The organism is Flavobacterium sp. MFBS3-15, from assembly GCF_026107645.2.
Lineage (GTDB): Bacteria > Bacteroidota > Bacteroidia > Flavobacteriales > Flavobacteriaceae > Flavobacterium.
The window spans coordinates 24,479-40,841 of the sequence record NZ_JAPCHV010000025.1 but is presented as its reverse complement, the minus strand read 5'-3'; the positions used below and the strand labels follow the sequence as shown (position 1 = coordinate 40,841).

At 44.9% G+C, this 16,363-nt stretch carries 19 protein-coding genes; 6 read left to right on the top strand and 13 right to left on the bottom strand.

Annotated elements, in window-relative coordinates:
• The first annotated feature begins 272 nt into the window (after window positions 1-272).
• On the top strand, window positions 273-506 hold the full coding sequence (locus tag OGH69_RS17370) for a VF530 family protein (RefSeq protein ID WP_265175768.1): 234 nt from the start codon (window positions 273-275) through the stop codon (window positions 504-506).
• On the opposite strand, the gene OGH69_RS17365 is transcribed toward OGH69_RS17370, so the two are convergent.
• From OGH69_RS17365 to OGH69_RS17345, 5 genes are all read right to left on the bottom strand, one after another.
• The gene (locus OGH69_RS17365; RefSeq protein ID WP_265175767.1) at window positions 501-1,478 is read right to left on the bottom strand and encodes a hypothetical protein; all 978 of its coding nucleotides are present in this window, start codon (window positions 1,476-1,478) and stop codon (window positions 501-503) included. The genes OGH69_RS17370 and OGH69_RS17365 overlap by 6 nt on opposite strands.
• Before the next feature lie 154 nt (window positions 1,479-1,632).
• Window positions 1,633-3,252: an MraY family glycosyltransferase gene (locus OGH69_RS17360; protein WP_265175766.1), complete on the bottom strand. Its 1,620-nt coding sequence runs from the start codon at window positions 3,250-3,252 to the stop codon at window positions 1,633-1,635.
• Between the two features lie 12 nt (window positions 3,253-3,264).
• Entirely contained in the window at window positions 3,265-4,413 is a 1,149-nt protein-coding gene (locus tag OGH69_RS17355) for an ABC transporter ATP-binding protein (RefSeq protein WP_265175765.1), read from the bottom strand.
• Between the two features lie 101 nt (window positions 4,414-4,514).
• A complete protein-coding gene (locus OGH69_RS17350) occupies window positions 4,515-4,922 on the bottom strand; it encodes a hypothetical protein (protein ID WP_265175764.1) in 408 nt (135 codons plus the stop codon).
• Window positions 4,923-4,991: 69 nt separating this feature from the next.
• Window positions 4,992-5,846, bottom strand: coding sequence for an aldose 1-epimerase family protein (locus OGH69_RS17345; protein ID WP_265175763.1), 855 nt, complete (start codon window positions 5,844-5,846; stop codon window positions 4,992-4,994).
• Window positions 5,847-6,005: 159 nt separating this feature from the next.
• Here OGH69_RS17345 and OGH69_RS17340 point away from each other — a divergent pair, with 159 nt between their 5' ends.
• Window positions 6,006-7,277, top strand: coding sequence for a retropepsin-like aspartic protease (locus tag OGH69_RS17340; protein WP_265175762.1), 1,272 nt, complete (start codon window positions 6,006-6,008; stop codon window positions 7,275-7,277).
• Here the strand turns inward: OGH69_RS17340 and OGH69_RS17335 are convergent.
• Window positions 7,274-7,711 carry an SRPBCC family protein gene (locus OGH69_RS17335; protein ID WP_265175761.1) on the bottom strand — a complete coding sequence of 146 codons (438 nt, stop codon included), beginning with the start codon at window positions 7,709-7,711 and terminating at the stop codon, window positions 7,274-7,276. The genes OGH69_RS17340 and OGH69_RS17335 overlap by 4 nt on opposite strands.
• Window positions 7,712-7,729: 18 nt before the next feature.
• Complete coding sequence (locus OGH69_RS17330) at window positions 7,730-7,930, bottom strand: hypothetical protein (RefSeq protein ID WP_265175760.1); 201 nt, start codon at window positions 7,928-7,930, stop codon at window positions 7,730-7,732.
• Between the two features lie 273 nt (window positions 7,931-8,203).
• On the opposite strand from OGH69_RS17330, the gene OGH69_RS17325 reads away from it, so the two are divergent.
• The gene (locus OGH69_RS17325; RefSeq protein WP_265175759.1) at window positions 8,204-8,446 is read left to right on the top strand and encodes a hypothetical protein; all 243 of its coding nucleotides are present in this window, start codon (window positions 8,204-8,206) and stop codon (window positions 8,444-8,446) included.
• 73 nt (window positions 8,447-8,519) lie between these two features.
• On the opposite strand, the gene OGH69_RS17320 is transcribed toward OGH69_RS17325, so the two are convergent.
• The 6 genes from OGH69_RS17320 to truA all read right to left on the bottom strand — a co-directional run bounded on the left by OGH69_RS17320 (window position 8,520) and on the right by truA (window position 14,214).
• The gene (locus OGH69_RS17320) at window positions 8,520-9,059 is read right to left on the bottom strand and encodes a nuclear transport factor 2 family protein (RefSeq protein WP_265175758.1); all 540 of its coding nucleotides are present in this window, start codon (window positions 9,057-9,059) and stop codon (window positions 8,520-8,522) included.
• A 70-nt stretch (window positions 9,060-9,129) separates the two neighbouring features.
• Window positions 9,130-9,834 carry a hypothetical protein gene (locus OGH69_RS17315; RefSeq protein WP_265175757.1) on the bottom strand — a complete coding sequence of 235 codons (705 nt, stop codon included), beginning with the start codon at window positions 9,832-9,834 and terminating at the stop codon, window positions 9,130-9,132.
• 90 nt (window positions 9,835-9,924) lie between these two features.
• Complete coding sequence (gene lpdA, locus OGH69_RS17310) at window positions 9,925-11,313, bottom strand: dihydrolipoyl dehydrogenase (protein ID WP_265175756.1); 1,389 nt, start codon at window positions 11,311-11,313, stop codon at window positions 9,925-9,927.
• Window positions 11,314-11,386: 73 nt separating this feature from the next.
• The gene (locus tag OGH69_RS17305; RefSeq protein ID WP_265175755.1) at window positions 11,387-11,674 is read right to left on the bottom strand and encodes a hypothetical protein; all 288 of its coding nucleotides are present in this window, start codon (window positions 11,672-11,674) and stop codon (window positions 11,387-11,389) included.
• A 19-nt stretch (window positions 11,675-11,693) separates the two neighbouring features.
• The gene (locus OGH69_RS17300; protein WP_265175754.1) at window positions 11,694-13,463 is read right to left on the bottom strand and encodes an ABC transporter ATP-binding protein; all 1,770 of its coding nucleotides are present in this window, start codon (window positions 13,461-13,463) and stop codon (window positions 11,694-11,696) included.
• A 16-nt stretch (window positions 13,464-13,479) separates the two neighbouring features.
• On the bottom strand, window positions 13,480-14,214 hold the full coding sequence (truA, locus tag OGH69_RS17295; RefSeq protein WP_265175753.1) for a tRNA pseudouridine(38-40) synthase TruA: 735 nt from the start codon (window positions 14,212-14,214) through the stop codon (window positions 13,480-13,482).
• A gap of 186 nt (window positions 14,215-14,400) precedes the next feature.
• Between truA and OGH69_RS17290 the strand changes: the two genes are divergently transcribed.
• The 3 genes from OGH69_RS17290 (at window position 14,401) to OGH69_RS17280 (ending at window position 16,342) form a co-directional block, all read left to right on the top strand.
• Window positions 14,401-14,925: a GNAT family N-acetyltransferase gene (locus OGH69_RS17290; protein WP_265175752.1), complete on the top strand. Its 525-nt coding sequence runs from the start codon at window positions 14,401-14,403 to the stop codon at window positions 14,923-14,925.
• Window positions 14,926-15,010: 85 nt separating this feature from the next.
• Window positions 15,011-15,655 carry a hypothetical protein gene (locus OGH69_RS17285; RefSeq protein ID WP_265175751.1) on the top strand — a complete coding sequence of 215 codons (645 nt, stop codon included), beginning with the start codon at window positions 15,011-15,013 and terminating at the stop codon, window positions 15,653-15,655.
• 69 nt (window positions 15,656-15,724) lie between these two features.
• Complete coding sequence (locus OGH69_RS17280; protein WP_265175750.1) at window positions 15,725-16,342, top strand: hypothetical protein; 618 nt, start codon at window positions 15,725-15,727, stop codon at window positions 16,340-16,342.
• Window positions 16,343-16,363: the final 21 nt, after the last annotated feature.

Below are 16,363 nucleotides of genomic sequence, written 5' to 3'. Positions count from 1 at the left end.
CAGGCAGAGGACTAATGCGGAACATAGTTATTACAACTAGCAAAGTCTGTAGTTCACCTCTGCTCTCCTTTGAAAATTAATCAATTTATATCACACTTCAAAGTAAAGGCAAAGTCTCCTGACTTTGAGGAAGTGTTTGAGGGTCTCCGACCCTCGCAATGCATGTCGGGAGACATGCCATCGCTTCCACAAAGTCGGGGGACTTTGCGGAGCGGTTTCCAAAAATTAGTGCAATTTGTGTAATTCGTAGCTGAACATCTTATCTTTACCCCATGGAAAAACCGCTTTCAAACGACCCGATGCACGGCATTACATTAAAGATGATTCTCGAGGACCTCGTGGCCTTCTACGGCTTCGATACGCTGGGGGAACTCATCCGGATACGCTGTTTCAATCACGATCCGAGCATCAAGTCGAGCCTGACATTCCTGCGCAAAACCCCATGGGCACGCAAAGAGGTGGAGCAGCTGTACATCCGTACCCTGCCAAAGCTAAAGCAGCTATAGCCCCGTATATTTTGCGGGTACCATCAGCTCCTTTTTTCCTTTAATTACTTTTATTACACCTGCAAATTTGGCTTTAAACTGGTAGTCCACATAGAAAAGCTCAAGGCCTTTAAAATTGGTAAATTCATACGAATTGTCGCGCCCGCGCATTACCTTCGCCAACGGCGTTTTTGTATCACCCTCTTTACGGTTCAGGATGTACGACCAACTCATGGTCTCAACAATCAGGTTTTCCGATTCTGTCCTTATGCCCCTAAGTTCCGGTACACCGGTCATGAATACTCTCATGTCATACAGTTCGTTCATCTTGTCCCTGGGAATTTCGTCAAGGAAAAAAACGCTTTCATCGCTCGTAAATGATCCTTTCAGCTTAAGGTCAGGGGTGAAGGCCAGGCAGTCCTTTCCTTTTTTTAGCACAATGCCGTAATCGTCTCTGTCTACTGCGACATAAGTTACCTCATCAAACGTTTCGGGCAATACCTGCTTCAGTTCCGGGCTGTTGCCGTCCATAACCACAATTTTGCCTGTAGCCAGGTAGCCTATCACATAGTTGTATGCCTTTCCTTTTTCGTCTGTCAGCTTTTGATTGTACATGAACTTGTACTTCAGCTGCTGTGGGTATTCCTTTTTTGAAGCAAAATTATACAGGTAGTCACCGCCGCTTTCGGTTTTCATCAGGTAAAAAGTTTCCTTCCCGATATCAAGGCGGGAACCCAGTTCACCCCGTGTTTCCATTTTGGAGCCGTCGGTAACGTTAAAGAAATAGTTCTTCCCGTTGTCGTTTTTGACAAATACAAAGCCTTTCTCTTTTTCAAGGAAGTCAATGTCTTTCGCAACAGGTGCCAGAACCTCATTTTTATGGACATCGGTAATGCCCCACTTGCCTTCGTAGCAGTACGGGAAGTAGTTGATTTCCTGGCTATGCGTATAAATTGCGCAGGTAAGGAATAGTGCGGTAAGCAGTTTTTTCATTTTGGGTAATAAATAATGAGTATGTGTAATGATTCTCCACGGGATTTAACTTTTGTCTCATGTCAGAGAGTTCCATTGCAACGTCTCTGCGCTCAAAAACAAACTATTTTCCCGGTAAGAGTATTTCGTGATTATTAACTCACGTTAAATAAAGCTATGACTCCGCTACACCCTTCCACTTTTTGATGGCATTGGTAAAGAAATACATGAAAATTATGAATGCTGCGATGCAAAACATTGCAATGAGTGCAGGGTTATCATCCAAAAACGCTTCGTAGGCCGACTGGTATTTTTCCTTGGCACCCCAGTAATCATCTTCCTTAGCGGCATACCGCTTCCAGGTAAATTGCGCTACAATCTCGCCGGACAGGAAGATCAGCACCGGCAATATCGCCGGGCTGAGCCACAGCAGCAGGTTTAGGATAATGTCTGAATTGCCTTTGCCGTTCTTCTTCCTGTAAAAGTAAAGGAACAACACCAGCAATATGGCGAGCCACATAATGAAAAATGATATTTCTTCCCGAAACTCGTAATAATAGATTCTCATGATGTCATCCAGCAGCCCGAAGTTGAGGTATGACGTTACCAGTGCGGAAAGGCCAAACGCTACCAGCGCTATGAGCCATGCCCGGCCTGAGGTGACCCTGAAAGAGAATATGAGCAGCGAGAAGCCTGAGGCTGTTACAAAATAGGCGATCAGTATCCCTCCATCGACTTCAGGATTGGTGTACGATTCGGAAATGTCGGCATAGGCGTGTTCCAGCTGGCGCAGCGGCACTACATATTTCGGGTAAATGTACGTAACGCTGTCGATGATCTTTATGCTGTTCGAAACCGTATCGATTTGCTTTGTATAGTCGTCTTCGTAAGTGGTGACAGAATCCACATAAGCAGGTTCGACTGCGGTTTCCTCATATACATACCCTTCAGAATCTGCAGCCCTCATTTCTTCGTGCATTTCATAAAACTCCACGCGCCCTACGGTAATGTATTTTGCAAACGCAGGGTAATCGTAGGTGAGCTCAAGCCATTTTTCGGGGGTTACGTTCGTTTTGGCAGCATGGCTTTTCACGATCTTGTCAAATTCTTTCATAAGCCAGAGCACCGAGTCTTTCCGGTTCTCCATCAGCCAGCCTTTTACGCGGTCTTCTGTAATGGAATCCCTGTTGCCGCGCTGGTAGGTAAAGCTGCTCGTTTCCTTATTCAACAATGATTTCAACGGATACTTTTTACCCCTGAAGGTAGTATAGTTGCGGTGCTTGTACACCGGCTTATCATTAACCCAGGTCTGGTCGACGCCATCATCTTCGAAGCCGCCGTCGGCAAACAGCGATGCCATGCTGATGACATCGATGCGGTGCGAAAACTCCTCCTCCGGAAAATACCCCCTGCCGCGAACGTCCTGACCGTACAGGAAGGACAGCGAGTAGCTGCAGTTGATCATGCATGCCAGCAGGATGATGAGCCATTCCTTATAAAGTGCGCTGCCCCTTTGCGGGTAAAAAGACTTGAATGCATTGTTGCGCAGGTAGAATACCAGCCATAATATAAGCGTAAGCAGTGCAAGGACGATACTTAGCATGATGACGATGGCGGGTGTGGCATCAATGTAGTAGGAGGTATTGAACGGGCCAAAGTCAACGGCACCGTGGTTGTAGCCCCAGACGAAGAAGATGATGTTAAGCAGGATCCCTATGGCTGCGAGAGGGACAATGCGCGTATTCCACAATAACGGATAGCGCAGCAGTAATGTATGTTGGATGTTTTTGAACATGGCGGTCAGGGATTAGGATACAAAAAAGCGTCGGGTGGAGTTGGAGATGTTCCTGAAATAGGTAAGGGGCACCTCTCCGGCAATGGCAACCTTCATGAAGTCGTGTATGGTGCTTTCACCGGTAAAGGTAGCGACATAGGTACCACCGTTAAATTGCAGGGAAACGAGTCCGTAAGGGCTAAAAATGTCATTCAGCCTGCCTTGGGACCATTCGGTTTCAAACTCTATGACAAGCTGTTTTGCTTCGGTGGCGGTTTCTTCGCTGTGCAGGTTTTTCTGTACGCCCTGCTTCAGGAAGATCACCTGGTCTGAGGTTTTTTCCACTTCATACAACTGTTGGGAGCTTAGTATGATGCCTATGGGCCTGAACGGCGACTTGGCAATGGCCCTGAAGTCTTCGAGCACGGTTTGCTGTGCTATGATGTCGAGGTTGGCGAGTGGCTCGTCTATCAGGAGCACCTTTGGCTTTCGCAGGAGCATCCGTGCCAGCTCAAAGCGCATTTTGTAGCCCGATGACAGGTGTTTCCAGCCGTGCCTGCGGAATTTGCGCAATCCCAGCCTTGCAATGATGAGGTTGACCACCAGTTCGTTTTCCTCAGGCGGGTAGCCATACATCGATGCAGTAAAAACAAGGTTCTCAAACATCGATCCGTACCAGGTATCAGTGCGCTGCGGGATGTAAACCAACTGTGTACGCAGGTCATACCTGTCGGTGTACCTAAAATCATATTTTACCTCCCCCGAAGTCGCATACAGCTCACCACAAAGTACCCTTAGCAGGGTGGTTTTACCATTGCCGTTTTCCCCTACCAACCCCACAATGTCACCAGAATTGAGGCTGAGGTTAACAGGCCCCAGCGCAAAGGAGGAATGGGAGTATTGCTTTTTGACAGCCAGGGCATCTAGAATCTTTTCCCTTGGCGGAAGCTCTTTAACGGAAAGGAACTCATGAAGCCTGCCCAGCAGCGAGGAGAGTTTTTCCTTTACTTCCGGGCTGTCCGGATAGTTGTCCAGCCAGTCGAGCAGTGCATTAGTTTCCCTGTAGAAGGATATATCCCCGGTATCGAGGGTAAAGTCGATAGCCCGTTTCAGTACCAGGCCGTAGTCTTCAAAGCGCAGCAGCTCCTGCACTTCCTGAAATTGTCTTTGGAATTCATTCATTGGTTAACGGTGTAGTTATCAAATATATTAAACTACAGGTTACCACAAACAAAAAAATCTCCCCGAAGGGAGATTTTTATCAATTGTAGCTTACATTTAGCTTATTCTGTAGTTACAGTGATTGTTTTCGTAATAAACAGGTTGGTGTCTATCAAAAACCTTAATTCATATGTACCTGCGGCGTTTGCTGTAAAGGTATAAGGCTTTGTTGCCGTTGCGGTTGGAGTATCTTCACAATCGCAGCCGGGGTAATCGACAAGGGCTACGACTTGTTTAGGATAGCCATTGGTTTCCAAAAACCTGTTAAACACACCGCAATCGTTGCCTACCCTAAAGGTCACATTCAGGGTGATGGGCGTGTTTATCGGAGTCGTGTCAGGTCCTGTTACTGCTGTTGTGGACATCTGCGCACTGTACATACACGTGTTGTCACCTCCATCCACACTACATGCGGCAACGGTTGCGAGGACAGCAATAAAAGCAATTAATCTTAGTTTGAGCGTTTTCATGATCTTAAATAAAAAATGGTTTTCTTGTAGATACCTTTTTGATGTTTTGGTTGCGTTGGAAAAGTCGGTTTAACTTAAAATTATAATGCTGAACCCGGCCCTGTATTTTTCTGCGGCAGATAAATTAACCATGCCCTCTTTCTCGACAAGGTTACCTGTAGCGTTTTGTGTGTCAGAATAGCCCTGCCACGGCTCTATGCACACGAAAGGTGCGTTCTCTTTGGTCCATATTCCCAAGTGCGGAAAATCGCTGAAAGCAACCTTTAGGAATGGCTTACCATTTTTAGCTACCTCAAGGCTGCGTGAGGTGTGATCCTTCAGTATCAATGCATCATCCTTAAAAAGATCATAGGAAAGGGGAAGTGTTTTATCCTCTACCGGCAGGCTTACTGTTTTTGTTGACAGGAGGTCGTTTTCCAATTGGGTACTCACGGGTTTTTCGTCATTTTCAAATATAAGGCTGTAATCTTCAAAATTGCCGGTTAGCGCAAAGGCCGGATGGGCACCTATCGAGAACGGCATATTGCCTGTACCTCTATTGGTCACAGTATAATAGATGTGTAATGTATTGTCGTTGAGTATATACGTTAGTTCCAGGTCAAAGTCAAAAGGATATACCCTTCTGGTGTCGTCATGGGATGACAGCAGGAATACTACATGGCTTTCATCTTCTTCTTTTACGGTAAACATGCTGTCCCGGGCAAAACCGTGGCGTGTCATGCCATACTGCCTGCCTTCAAACAAATAGCTGTTGTTGCGCAGTGTGCCTACTATCGGGAACAAAACAGGAGAATGCTTGCCCCAAAACTCCGGGTTCCCATCCCACATATACTCCTTACCTTCGCTGTTTTTCAAGGACTTTAGTTCGGCGCCCCGGGTATCTATCGTTGCTGTGAGCTTTCCGTTTTTGATAATTACATCCACAATATTATATTTATTTGAAGGAGGCTAATTTAATAAATAGTTTGCCGTTTGTGTGTGAAGTTTTGCATAAAATAGTATCAAAACTGCAGAACTTTATATCTCTAATGCTTAACTTATTAACGCAGTAAATTGTTATGTTTGTAATAATATAACCTTACTATGAAGAAGATTGTGGTATTCCTGATGGTTTGTATGGCTTTCAGCCGGCTTAATGCCCAGCAAAATAAAATTAGCGACCGTTACAGGTCAGCTCAAAAAATGCTTCAAGCTAAGGACTATTTCAAAGCGGAGGATTACGTTTATCAAAATGATAAGTATTTCAACAGGTTTGAGAGCCTCGTCCTTCAGGCCAATCTGGATAATATTTTTAATAGCCCCGCACTCTCTAATGAAAAAATAGCCACGCTATTTAATGAATTTGGAAAGGGGATGGGCGATTCGCTCAGACTGGGGCTATTGCGGCTCAGGCACGCCAACCACGCCCGTTTGTTTGAATATGCCGATGCCCTTAAAACAGCTAATCAAATCTTATCGGGCCGGTCAAAGTTCCTGACAAAGGAAGAAGCCGACGACTTTGGGAATATGGCCAATATTTGGACACTTCTGGAAAAGCAGCCAAAGCAGGAGGTGGTCATCAATCAGGCTACGGTAGTAAAAATGAGCCGGGATAAGGCAAATCTTGCCAACCTGCCGGTGAAGCAGGGTGCAGTCATAGTCGACTTCATCTTTGATACCGGTGCCAACCTTTCTACAATAACCGAATCAACTGCAGCAAAAATGGGTATGAATCAACTGGGAGGAAGCATTGAGGTTGGCTCGATAACAGGTGCTACGGTGAAAGCAAAAATGGCGCTATGCCCGGAATTCAGTATCGGTAATATTGTAGTAACGAATGCTGTGTTTTTGGTTTTTCCTGATGAAGCGCTGGCATTTCCGCAAATAGACTATCAAATAAACGGTATAATCGGCTTTCCTGTAATTGAGGCAATGGGCGAAATACAAATTAACAAAGCCGATGACTTTATCGTACCAAACACCGCAACTCCCATAAGCGGGCAGGAGATGGCGCTCGATTTCCTGATCCCTGTGATCAGAATAGGGGATGAGCATTACACTTTTGATACCGGGGCTGTAGGGACTACGCTATATCCCAAATATTTCGAAAAACATAAACCGGAGATAATTGCCACCTATAAAGAATCGGACATTGAGTTTGGGGGCGCGGGCGGCATGACTACCAAAAAAGGATATGTCATAACATTTGCCCCGCTTATAAATGCAAAAGTACACTCATTGGAAAATGTGCAGCTTTTGATACAACAGTCGGGCGATGAAGAAAAATTCTTTTACGGCAACATTGGGCAGGACCTTATAAAGCAATTTGAAAAGATGACTATCAGCTTCAGGGGGATGTTCATCCGGTTCGATTAAAGCAGTATGTCCCTTTTTTCCGCGAGTTCCTTTATTTTCTGCGATGCAGTTTGTCCAAACTCAATGCTGGCATCATAATATTTTACACTCTCTGTAAGTAGGGCAAAGTCTCCGATCTCTATACCCAGCCACGTGTTGCCGTCCTGGTCTGATGACAGGGTATACGTGTAGCCTACATTTGTAATGTTTTCGTCATTCCAGGCCGGAACATACAGAGAGTAGCGCAGTTTTTTGTTGATTTCAAAATCTATAACCCTAAGCCTTGAATGTCCGGGCCATTCTATTATTGTAGCGGGATGTACCTCATAATCGCCAAAATCTTCCGGCAGTTCATCCCACTGGCGGATGTATTCGGGTTTGGTGAGCACTTCCCAAACCCGGGTTACAGGAGCATCTATCCTGATGTTATTTTTTACTACAAGTGATTTGCTCATGGTATGCGGTTTTAAAGATTATAAATTCGAATCATCACGCGTTTTCTTTACAAGGCCAATGCCTGCAATGAAAAATATAAGCCCTACAATACCGTATACGGCTGTTATCTTTATGTTTTGCTCGCCGGTTGAAGTATTTGCAAATACATAGGCTGCATAGATAAGCCCGATAACGCCCAAAAAGGTTAGGATGGCGCCGAAAAGTCTTTTAAGGTTCATAGTAAGTTGTTTAAAGTGAATTACAAATTTCACCCTTATTTCACAAAATTGCTGAGCGTTTTTAAAAATATTAACACCTAAAATTTTATTAATTTCAGATAATTTTGAAAAGCCCAGTATTTTTTGGAGGTAGCATAAAAGTGAAAGTTTACGCTTACAAATGAAATCCTAAATAAAAGTTATATCGATATTAAACTGCTATGAAGGAATGATTTAATTATAGAACTTAGCACTCTGATTAGAACGGAAGTTTAAGCTAAATCACCTAAAGCTATGAAGTTACTATACATTATCCTTGCTGTTTTCCTGATGCTGCTTGCCGGTTATATGTTGCTTAACGATTTTACATTTGACAATGGCAGCTTCAGTAATTACCTAATTACAACACTGGTGATATTGCTTACCTCGTGCATTGCTGTCGGGGGTATGGCATGGCTCTTTGCTGCCAGGAAAAAGAACAATTATAAAGGCATCATGACGATACGCCAATATTATGATTATAAGAGCGCCCGATGAAATATCATAATGCTTTTTTATGCAAAAACCCGGGTTTACACTCCGGGTTTTTTATTTATTTATTTCGGTAATGCTACACTTCAGCAGCTACCGCTTTATTAATAACTTCCTGCTGTTTATTGGTGGGTACCAGCGTAAAGCTCAAAAAGTCAATAACCCATTCACCATCCTTTTTTATGGCATGGCTAACCAGCCTCCACGGAATCTCGGGGCTGAAAAGGTCTACTTTGTATTGTTCCAGTATGGTCGCCGTTTCGTTGCCTTCGTCGATGCGTATCTCACGCTTGTCAACGGTATACGCTACAGCACCCAGGGTCGGGTTATTAAGTGTTTCGCCCATCAGTTGGGCATAGGTATCGCGGTTGTATATCTCGGAAGGATCGGTGCCGCAATATAGTCCTTCGGGATCCAGCAGGTTCTTGAATTCGTCAGCGTTCTTGGTTTTCAAAGCATTGTGGAAGCTGTCCATGAGTTCGGTAACTTCCTTTATAGCTGTTTCTGGAGAGGCAGCTTTTTCTTCTGTAGCGGTTTCCTTTTCCTTTGTTTCCTTTTTTATTTCACAGCCGGTCATGGCAACAAGTGCAAAGGCAAGCAGTACAATACTTTTTTTCATTGTGTTGGGTTTGGTACAGCTAAAATAGTGATTTTTTTGATGAGTCTTACATTCAGGCACAAACCAGCCTTTATCGCATCCAACCTTCTATTTTATATATTTTTTCAGCCAACTTTCTTTCTGAACCATTTTCATTCCTGAACCACAATTCAAAGCGTGCGGCATAAGGATGATCCCAATCGCCTTCGAAAATACTAAAATGCCCGTCAAGCTGATAACGGACAACATTAGCTGAAGGTACAACGCTTATAGCCGAACGTTGCTGCAATGATTTGGTGCTAAGCGGGTCTTCATGGTTTATTTCAAAAGCTTTCAGGTAAATGATTCCGTTCTCCCCGGTAGAATAGCAGAAAGCATAGGTATAAAGCCCCGGCTGAAATTCATTGCCAATTTCAAAATCTGTTATATCGCTGCAAGTAAGGCTTAAAGTGTCTCTTGGAATGTTTAAATCGATGTCCTCGGGAATTTCGAGATTGTTTGCATAGTAGTCATAAGGATAAAACAGCATGAAAATACTTGCGGCAAAAATGCCTATTATGCTTACAAGGGCAGTAAAAAAAAACTGTAATACTCCATTGAGATATTGCTTTTTAAAAAGCTTTATTATACCAAGTATAAAAGAAACTAACAGAGCTAAGAAAGGTAGCCCTGTTGAAAGATAAGCAACTGCTTCGTAAGGAATCATAAGGGTAAATATGCCAGCAATACTAACAGCAGCAGCGGTAAGAACAGGTATATACCATATATTATAGTAAGCTGAGAGAAACTTCTTCATAAGTCAAAAATAAAAAAATCCGCCCTGAAACTTCAAAGCGGATTTATATTATTTACGACTCCAGCTCAATCTAAAATCTGAAATCTGAAATTAAATGTGGATCACCTCATCATAAGCAGCGGCTGCAGCTTCCATGATAGCTTCGCTCATGGTAGGGTGTGGGTGCACCGACTTGATGATCTCATGGCCCGTGGTCTCAAGTTTCCTTGCTACAACTGCCTCGGCGATCATGTCGGTAACGCCGGCGCCTATCATGTGGCAGCCCAACCATTCGCCGTATTTCGCATCGAAGATCACTTTTACAAAACCGTCAGGCGTACCCGCGGCTTTTGCTTTTCCTGATGCAGTGAACGGGAACTTTCCTATCTTCAATTCGTAGCCTTTCTCCTTAGCCTGCTTTTCAGTAAGGCCAACAGAAGCGATCTCAGGGGTAGCATAGGTACAGCCCGGTATGTTCCCATAGTCAAGCGGCTCTACGTGCAGGCCTGCAATCTTCTCTACGCAAAGGATGCCCTCTGCCGAAGCAACGTGTGCCAGTGCCTGGCCCGGAACGATGTCGCCAATAGCATAATAGCCCGGTATGTTGGTTTGGTAGTACGAGTTTACCAATACTTTATCCCTATCGGTAGCGATGCCCACTTCCTCAAGGCCAATGTTCTCGATGTTCGACTTGATGCCTACCGCCGAAAGCAGGATATCCGCTTCAAGGATCTCTTCGCCTTTGGCAGTTTTCACGGTAGCTTTTACGCCATTGCCCGAAGTATCTACTTTCTCAACAGACGAGTTGGTCATGATGTTGATGCCCGACTTTTTCAACGAACGCTCAAATTGTTTTGAGATGTCCTCATCCTCAACCGGAACGATGTTCGGCATGAACTCAACGATGGTCACCTGCGTGCCCATTGAATTGTAAAAGTGTGCAAACTCAACGCCTATCGCGCCCGAGCCAACAACAATCATAGACTTCGGCTGCTCAGGAAGCACCATTGCCTGGCGGTAGCCTATCACTTTCTTGCCATCCTGCGGAAGGTTAGGAAGCTCGCGCGAGCGTGCTCCCGTAGCAATGATGATATGGTCGGCGCTAAGTTCGGTAGTCTTGCCGTCTTTATCGGTAACGTCCATTTTCTTGCCCGGCTTCAGTTTGCCTGTGCCTTCAATAACGTCGATCTTATTTTTCTTCATCAGGAACTGGATGCCTTTGCTCATGCCGTCGGCAACGCCACGGCTGCGGGCCACTACAGCACCAAAATCCTTGTCAAATTCTTTTACGGTAAGGCCGTAATCTGAAGCATGTTTCAGGTAATCAAAAACCTGCGCGCTTTTCAGCAGGGCTTTTGTCGGGATACAGCCCCAGTTAAGGCAGATGCCGCCAAGGTTTTCTTTTTCCACAATAGCTGTCTTGAAACCCAGTTGTGAAGCCCTTATGGCCGCTACATAGCCACCCGGGCCGCTTCCTAAAACAATAACATCGTATTTCATCAGTATATAATTTGCTGTTTAAATTCGTGGTACGAAAATAAGTATTTATTTGCTTATAGTAAAATGTTTAAAGCTATTTGACTGCCTGCTTTTTAACAGACTTATAAACCAAATAAATGATTACCGAATGTATGAGGTAAGTGCAAGCCACCATAAAGGCAATAAGCCATCCGGATTCCGTACTGTAATAAGGATATGTCCTGTTGATAAGGCTTAAAGGCAGTGAGAGGACCTGCATGACAAGGCTGCATATGGTCAGTATAAAAGGAGTATTTGCAGATTGTCGTAATACTATTGCTGCCATACCCAACACTAATTCCGAAATGGCAACAATCCCAAGTATTTTAATAAAAGGCTTCATCTGCTGAAAATTGAGACTGTTAACTTTCCGGGCTCTCCACCGCAAATTGCGAGTAGTACAAGTTCTTATAATATCCCTCCTCACGATTGATTAGCTCATAATGCGTACCGGCTTCTACGATATGGCCTTTGTCCATAACGATGATCTTGTCGGCATTGACAATGGTGGCCAATCGGTGGGCAATGACAATGGAGGTCCTGCCTTCAGTGATCTTGTCGGTAGCCGTGCGTATCATTTCCTCCGAATGCGTATCGATGGATGACGTGGCTTCGTCCAGTATCAGGATGCTCGGGTTGCTCACATACGCCCTCAGGAACGCTATCAGTTGCCTTTGCCCGGATGAGAGCATAACACCGCGCTCTTTGACATTATAATCGTAGCCTTCAGGCAATGTCATTATAAAATCGTGTACACCAATGGCTTTGGCCGCTGTAATCACATCCTCACGCGAGATGCCGGCATCGTTAAGCGTAATGTTATTCAGTATCGTATCGGCAAAAAGGAATACGTCCTGCAACACAATGCCTATCTGCCTGCGCAGGCTTTCCAGTGTAAACTCATTAATGTCGGTTCCGTCAATGGTGATTTTCCCGCTGTCTATCTCGTAAAAACGGTTTAGCAGGTTAATGATGGTCGACTTGCCGGCGCCCGTCGCACCTACAATCGCTATGGTTTCGCCCGCATCTACCGTAAGGTTGATACCTTTTATCACTTCTTCACCTTCAAGGTAGCTGAAACGTACGTTCTCAAACTCAAGTTCTCCTTTAAAATGCCCGGCGGTTTTGGTTCCCGACTGCTGTACCAGTTCCTGCATTTCCAGCAGTTCGAATACACGGTCGGAGGCCACAATGCCCATCTGCATTTCGTTGAATTTATCTGCAATCTGGCGTAGCGGGTTGAAGAGCATGCCTATGAACCAAATGTACGCAAACAGGTCGCCCGACGAGGTTACGCTGCCGCCGCCCAGTATGCTTACACTGCCGTACCAAATGATAAAACCAAGGGTAAGCGACGAAATGGTATCGGCGATGGGAAAGAAGATAGAGTTGTATAATATGTTCTTCTGCCAGGCATCGTTATGCTTTTTGTTGATCTGCTTAAACTTTTCATACTCGATATCCTCGCGGTTAAAGAGCTGAACGATTTTCATTCCCGTAAGCCGTTCCTGTACAAAGGTGTTGAGGTTGGCTACCTGCGCACGCACTTCTTCAAACGCACCCTTCATTTTCTTCTGGAAGATGCGGGTAGCCACAACGAGTATCGGCATGGCGAGCATCACCACTATTGTAAGCTTCCAGTTCATGTAGAACATCACGCCCAGTACGACCAGCATTTTCAGCACGTCGCTGATGATCATGAACAATCCCTGGCTGAATATCTTGGCGATGGACTCGATATCGAAAACCGTACGCGTCACCAAACGTCCGACAGCTTCATTGTCAAAAAATTTCATCCTGAAGCTGGTAATGTGGCGGAACAGCTTTTCCCGGATGTCTTTCACGATGTCCTGACCCAGCCAGTTGGCCCAGTACACAAAGTAAAACTGCGAGGCGACTTCAAACAGCAGTACGGCAGCCATGAGCAGTACAAAATTCAGCAGTCCGCTTTCGTGCTTATCCAGCATGTAGTCATCTACTGTCTGCTTAAGAAGATAAGGGCGTATCGCGGCAAATATGGAAAGTGCAACGGCAAATACCACCACCCATACAAAGCGCGCTGTGTAGGGTTTGGCAAACTGCATTACCTTTTTTAACGAAGTTTTATTCCTGTGTTTTTCTTTGGTTTCCATTTGTAATTCTGATGGCTTAAAGGTACGGATAAATTACCTTGGTAAGATACAATCCGTGTGCTGGAACCGAGAACCCCGCAAGGCCACGGTCGCGGCTTTCTATTATGGCGCGTACGTCGTCAGTCGTTATTTTCCCCAGTCCCACGTTTACCAGCGTACCTACAATGGCGCGCACCATGTTTCGCAAAAAACGGTCGGCGCTAATGGTAAATACCAGTCTGGTGCCGTGCTGCTGCCATTCGGCCTGCATGATCCTGCAATTGAAAGTCTTCACATCAGTATGCGTCTTGGAGAAGCATTTAAAGTCGGTATAGTCAAACAGCACTTTGGCCGCTTCGTTCATCTTCTCCACATCCAGAGGATGAAAGTTATACCAGCTGCCCTCGTGCACAAATGCATCCTTAAAGGTGTGAATGTGGTACTCATACGTCCGCCTTACCGCGTCAAACCTTGCATGTGCCTCATCATGCAGCGGAATAAAGCGGTACACCACGATGTCTTTGGGCAGGAATGAGTTGAGCTTTTGCACGAGCGTATCGGTGTTGGCAATCTCCTCATGGTCAAAGTGCGCATACATCTGTGTGGCATGCACACCGGTATCGGTGCGCCCGGCACCGGTTACGTCAATTTCTGTTCGAAGGAGCAGGGAAAGGGCTTTGTTCAGTGTTTCCTGTACCGACGGGCTATGCGGCTGAAACTGCCATCCGCAGTAGTTTTTCCCGTTGTAAGCAAACTCTATAAAGTATCTCATACAAGGAACAAAGATACGAAAAGCGCCCAAACACCAAGTGTGGATTTTACCCCTAATGCATTAAATTATTGCTATGCTGTATTATTTAAGGTTCGATTACACGACTGGCAGATTAGTTGTTTTGGTAGTATAATGCCGTTAACAAGAGCTATTTTTAATTATCATTGCACTATCAATGAAGCAAATATGGACAATGATAACTTATCAGTACGCGAAATGACGGAAAAAGACATCCCGCTGTTTGCCAATTACTGGTTTACCGCATCAGATGATTTCCTGAAAGGCATGGGTGTGGACCTTCAAAAAATGCCAACCCGCGAGCAGTTTACCCAAATGCTGCAAACGCAGTTATCGCTTCCTTATGCAGAAAAAAAAGCTTATGCGTTAATTTGGGAAGCTGAAGGCGAGCCTTTTGGGCACAGCAATGTCAATCCCGTGACATATGGCAAAGAAGGCGCAATGCATCTGCACATTTGGAAACCCGAAATGCGCGCACTGGGCATCGGGGCTGAAATGGTGGGGCTGTCGTTGCCTTATTATTTTGGAAACATGAAGCTTGAACGGGTGTACAGTGAACCTTATGCCCACAATACTGCACCGCACAAAACCCTCGAAAAAGCGGGCTTTACTTTTGTAAAAGAGTATGTAACCACTCCTGGTTCCATAACTTTTGAGCAGCCTGTAAAGCAGTGGGAGATTTTCCCAAAATAAAATTTGGCACAAATCGTTATCAATAAACACATTTACACATAAACTGGCAAAATTTTTGTTACTTTGTTTGAAAGATCGCTTCACAATGAAATATATCTTTATCGTACTTGCAGGATTTGCCTTTACCGCCGCCCATGCACAAATGGACAGCGGCACGGGTGGCATTGCCATTCCGCGTGCCAAATCCGAAGTACCAAAGGCCGCACCTACCATGAGTGCTGCAAGCCCTTTTTCGCGTAACAAGGAAAAAGCGCCCACCAATGCCACTACACCGCAGGTTGGGGAAAGGCAGAGCAACTTCAGTATGTTCCAAAAAGATGAGTTTGTAAACCGCAGCAGCGAATACCAGGACCGTGTTGAGATAAAGCGCAGGGGCGAGTCGAGCGAGGCCTACAAGGGCAACCAGTATTTTGGTGAGGTACGTACCAAAACAAAATTCGTGCAGGTTTTGGCGCGCGACTTTGAATATGCCGACGGTGACAGGATAAAAGTACTGGTAAATGACCGCATAGTTGTGGCCGACCTTACGCTTGACAATGATTTTCGTGGGATACAGCTTACATTGGAGGAAGGCTTCAATAAAATTGACTTTGAAGCGCTTAACCAGGGAACATCGGGGCCAAATACCGCCGAATTCAGGGTATTTGACGATAAGGGCGAAGTCATATCCAATCACCAATGGAACCTGGCTACCGGCTTTAAAGCCTCGGTAATGGTAATAAAGGAATAATTATTCATACTACTGCCGATGCATAAAAAACTACTTTGCCTCACCTTTTTAATTTTATCACTTTCAACAATGGCCCAGGATCAGGAGGCAACCATTTTCTTCAGGGATGGGACTTCTTTAACTGGTTATGGCGAAATTTTGCGTGAAAACAAGATAATGAAAGCCAAAAAGGAAGTAATCCTGTTTCGCTTGGATAAAAACGAGCAACCCGATGAGTGGGATGGGGAAATAGTAGACAGGATTGAGTTATACAGTTCGAAATCCAGGACGTTCCAGTTTGTACAGACAGTTGAATCTGGTGAGACTACCTACAAATTATTGGAACTGCTCAGTGAAGGGGAAGTAAATCTTTATGCCGACCTTGAAGGCGGTTTTAAAGACTCCTACCTAAACCCACTGAACTATACGCGTATACAGGATTTTTCAGGTGTTACAGATGGATATACTGTATTTACACCTGAGAAAAACCCGACAGTCACACATCATTATGTAAAACGGGCAAATGAATCCAAACTCACCATGTTTTTAGGCAACAAAAAGAGAATTGGAGAATATTTCAACAATTGCCCGGGGATTGTGGAAAGGCTTAAAACCAAAGAATTTATGCTAAAGAATCTTGAGCAGATCGTGGAATACTACAACGACTTTTGCGCTGAAGGGTCGCAGGATAGCGACTTTGAAGACTAACAAAAAAGCCCCAACAGGGGC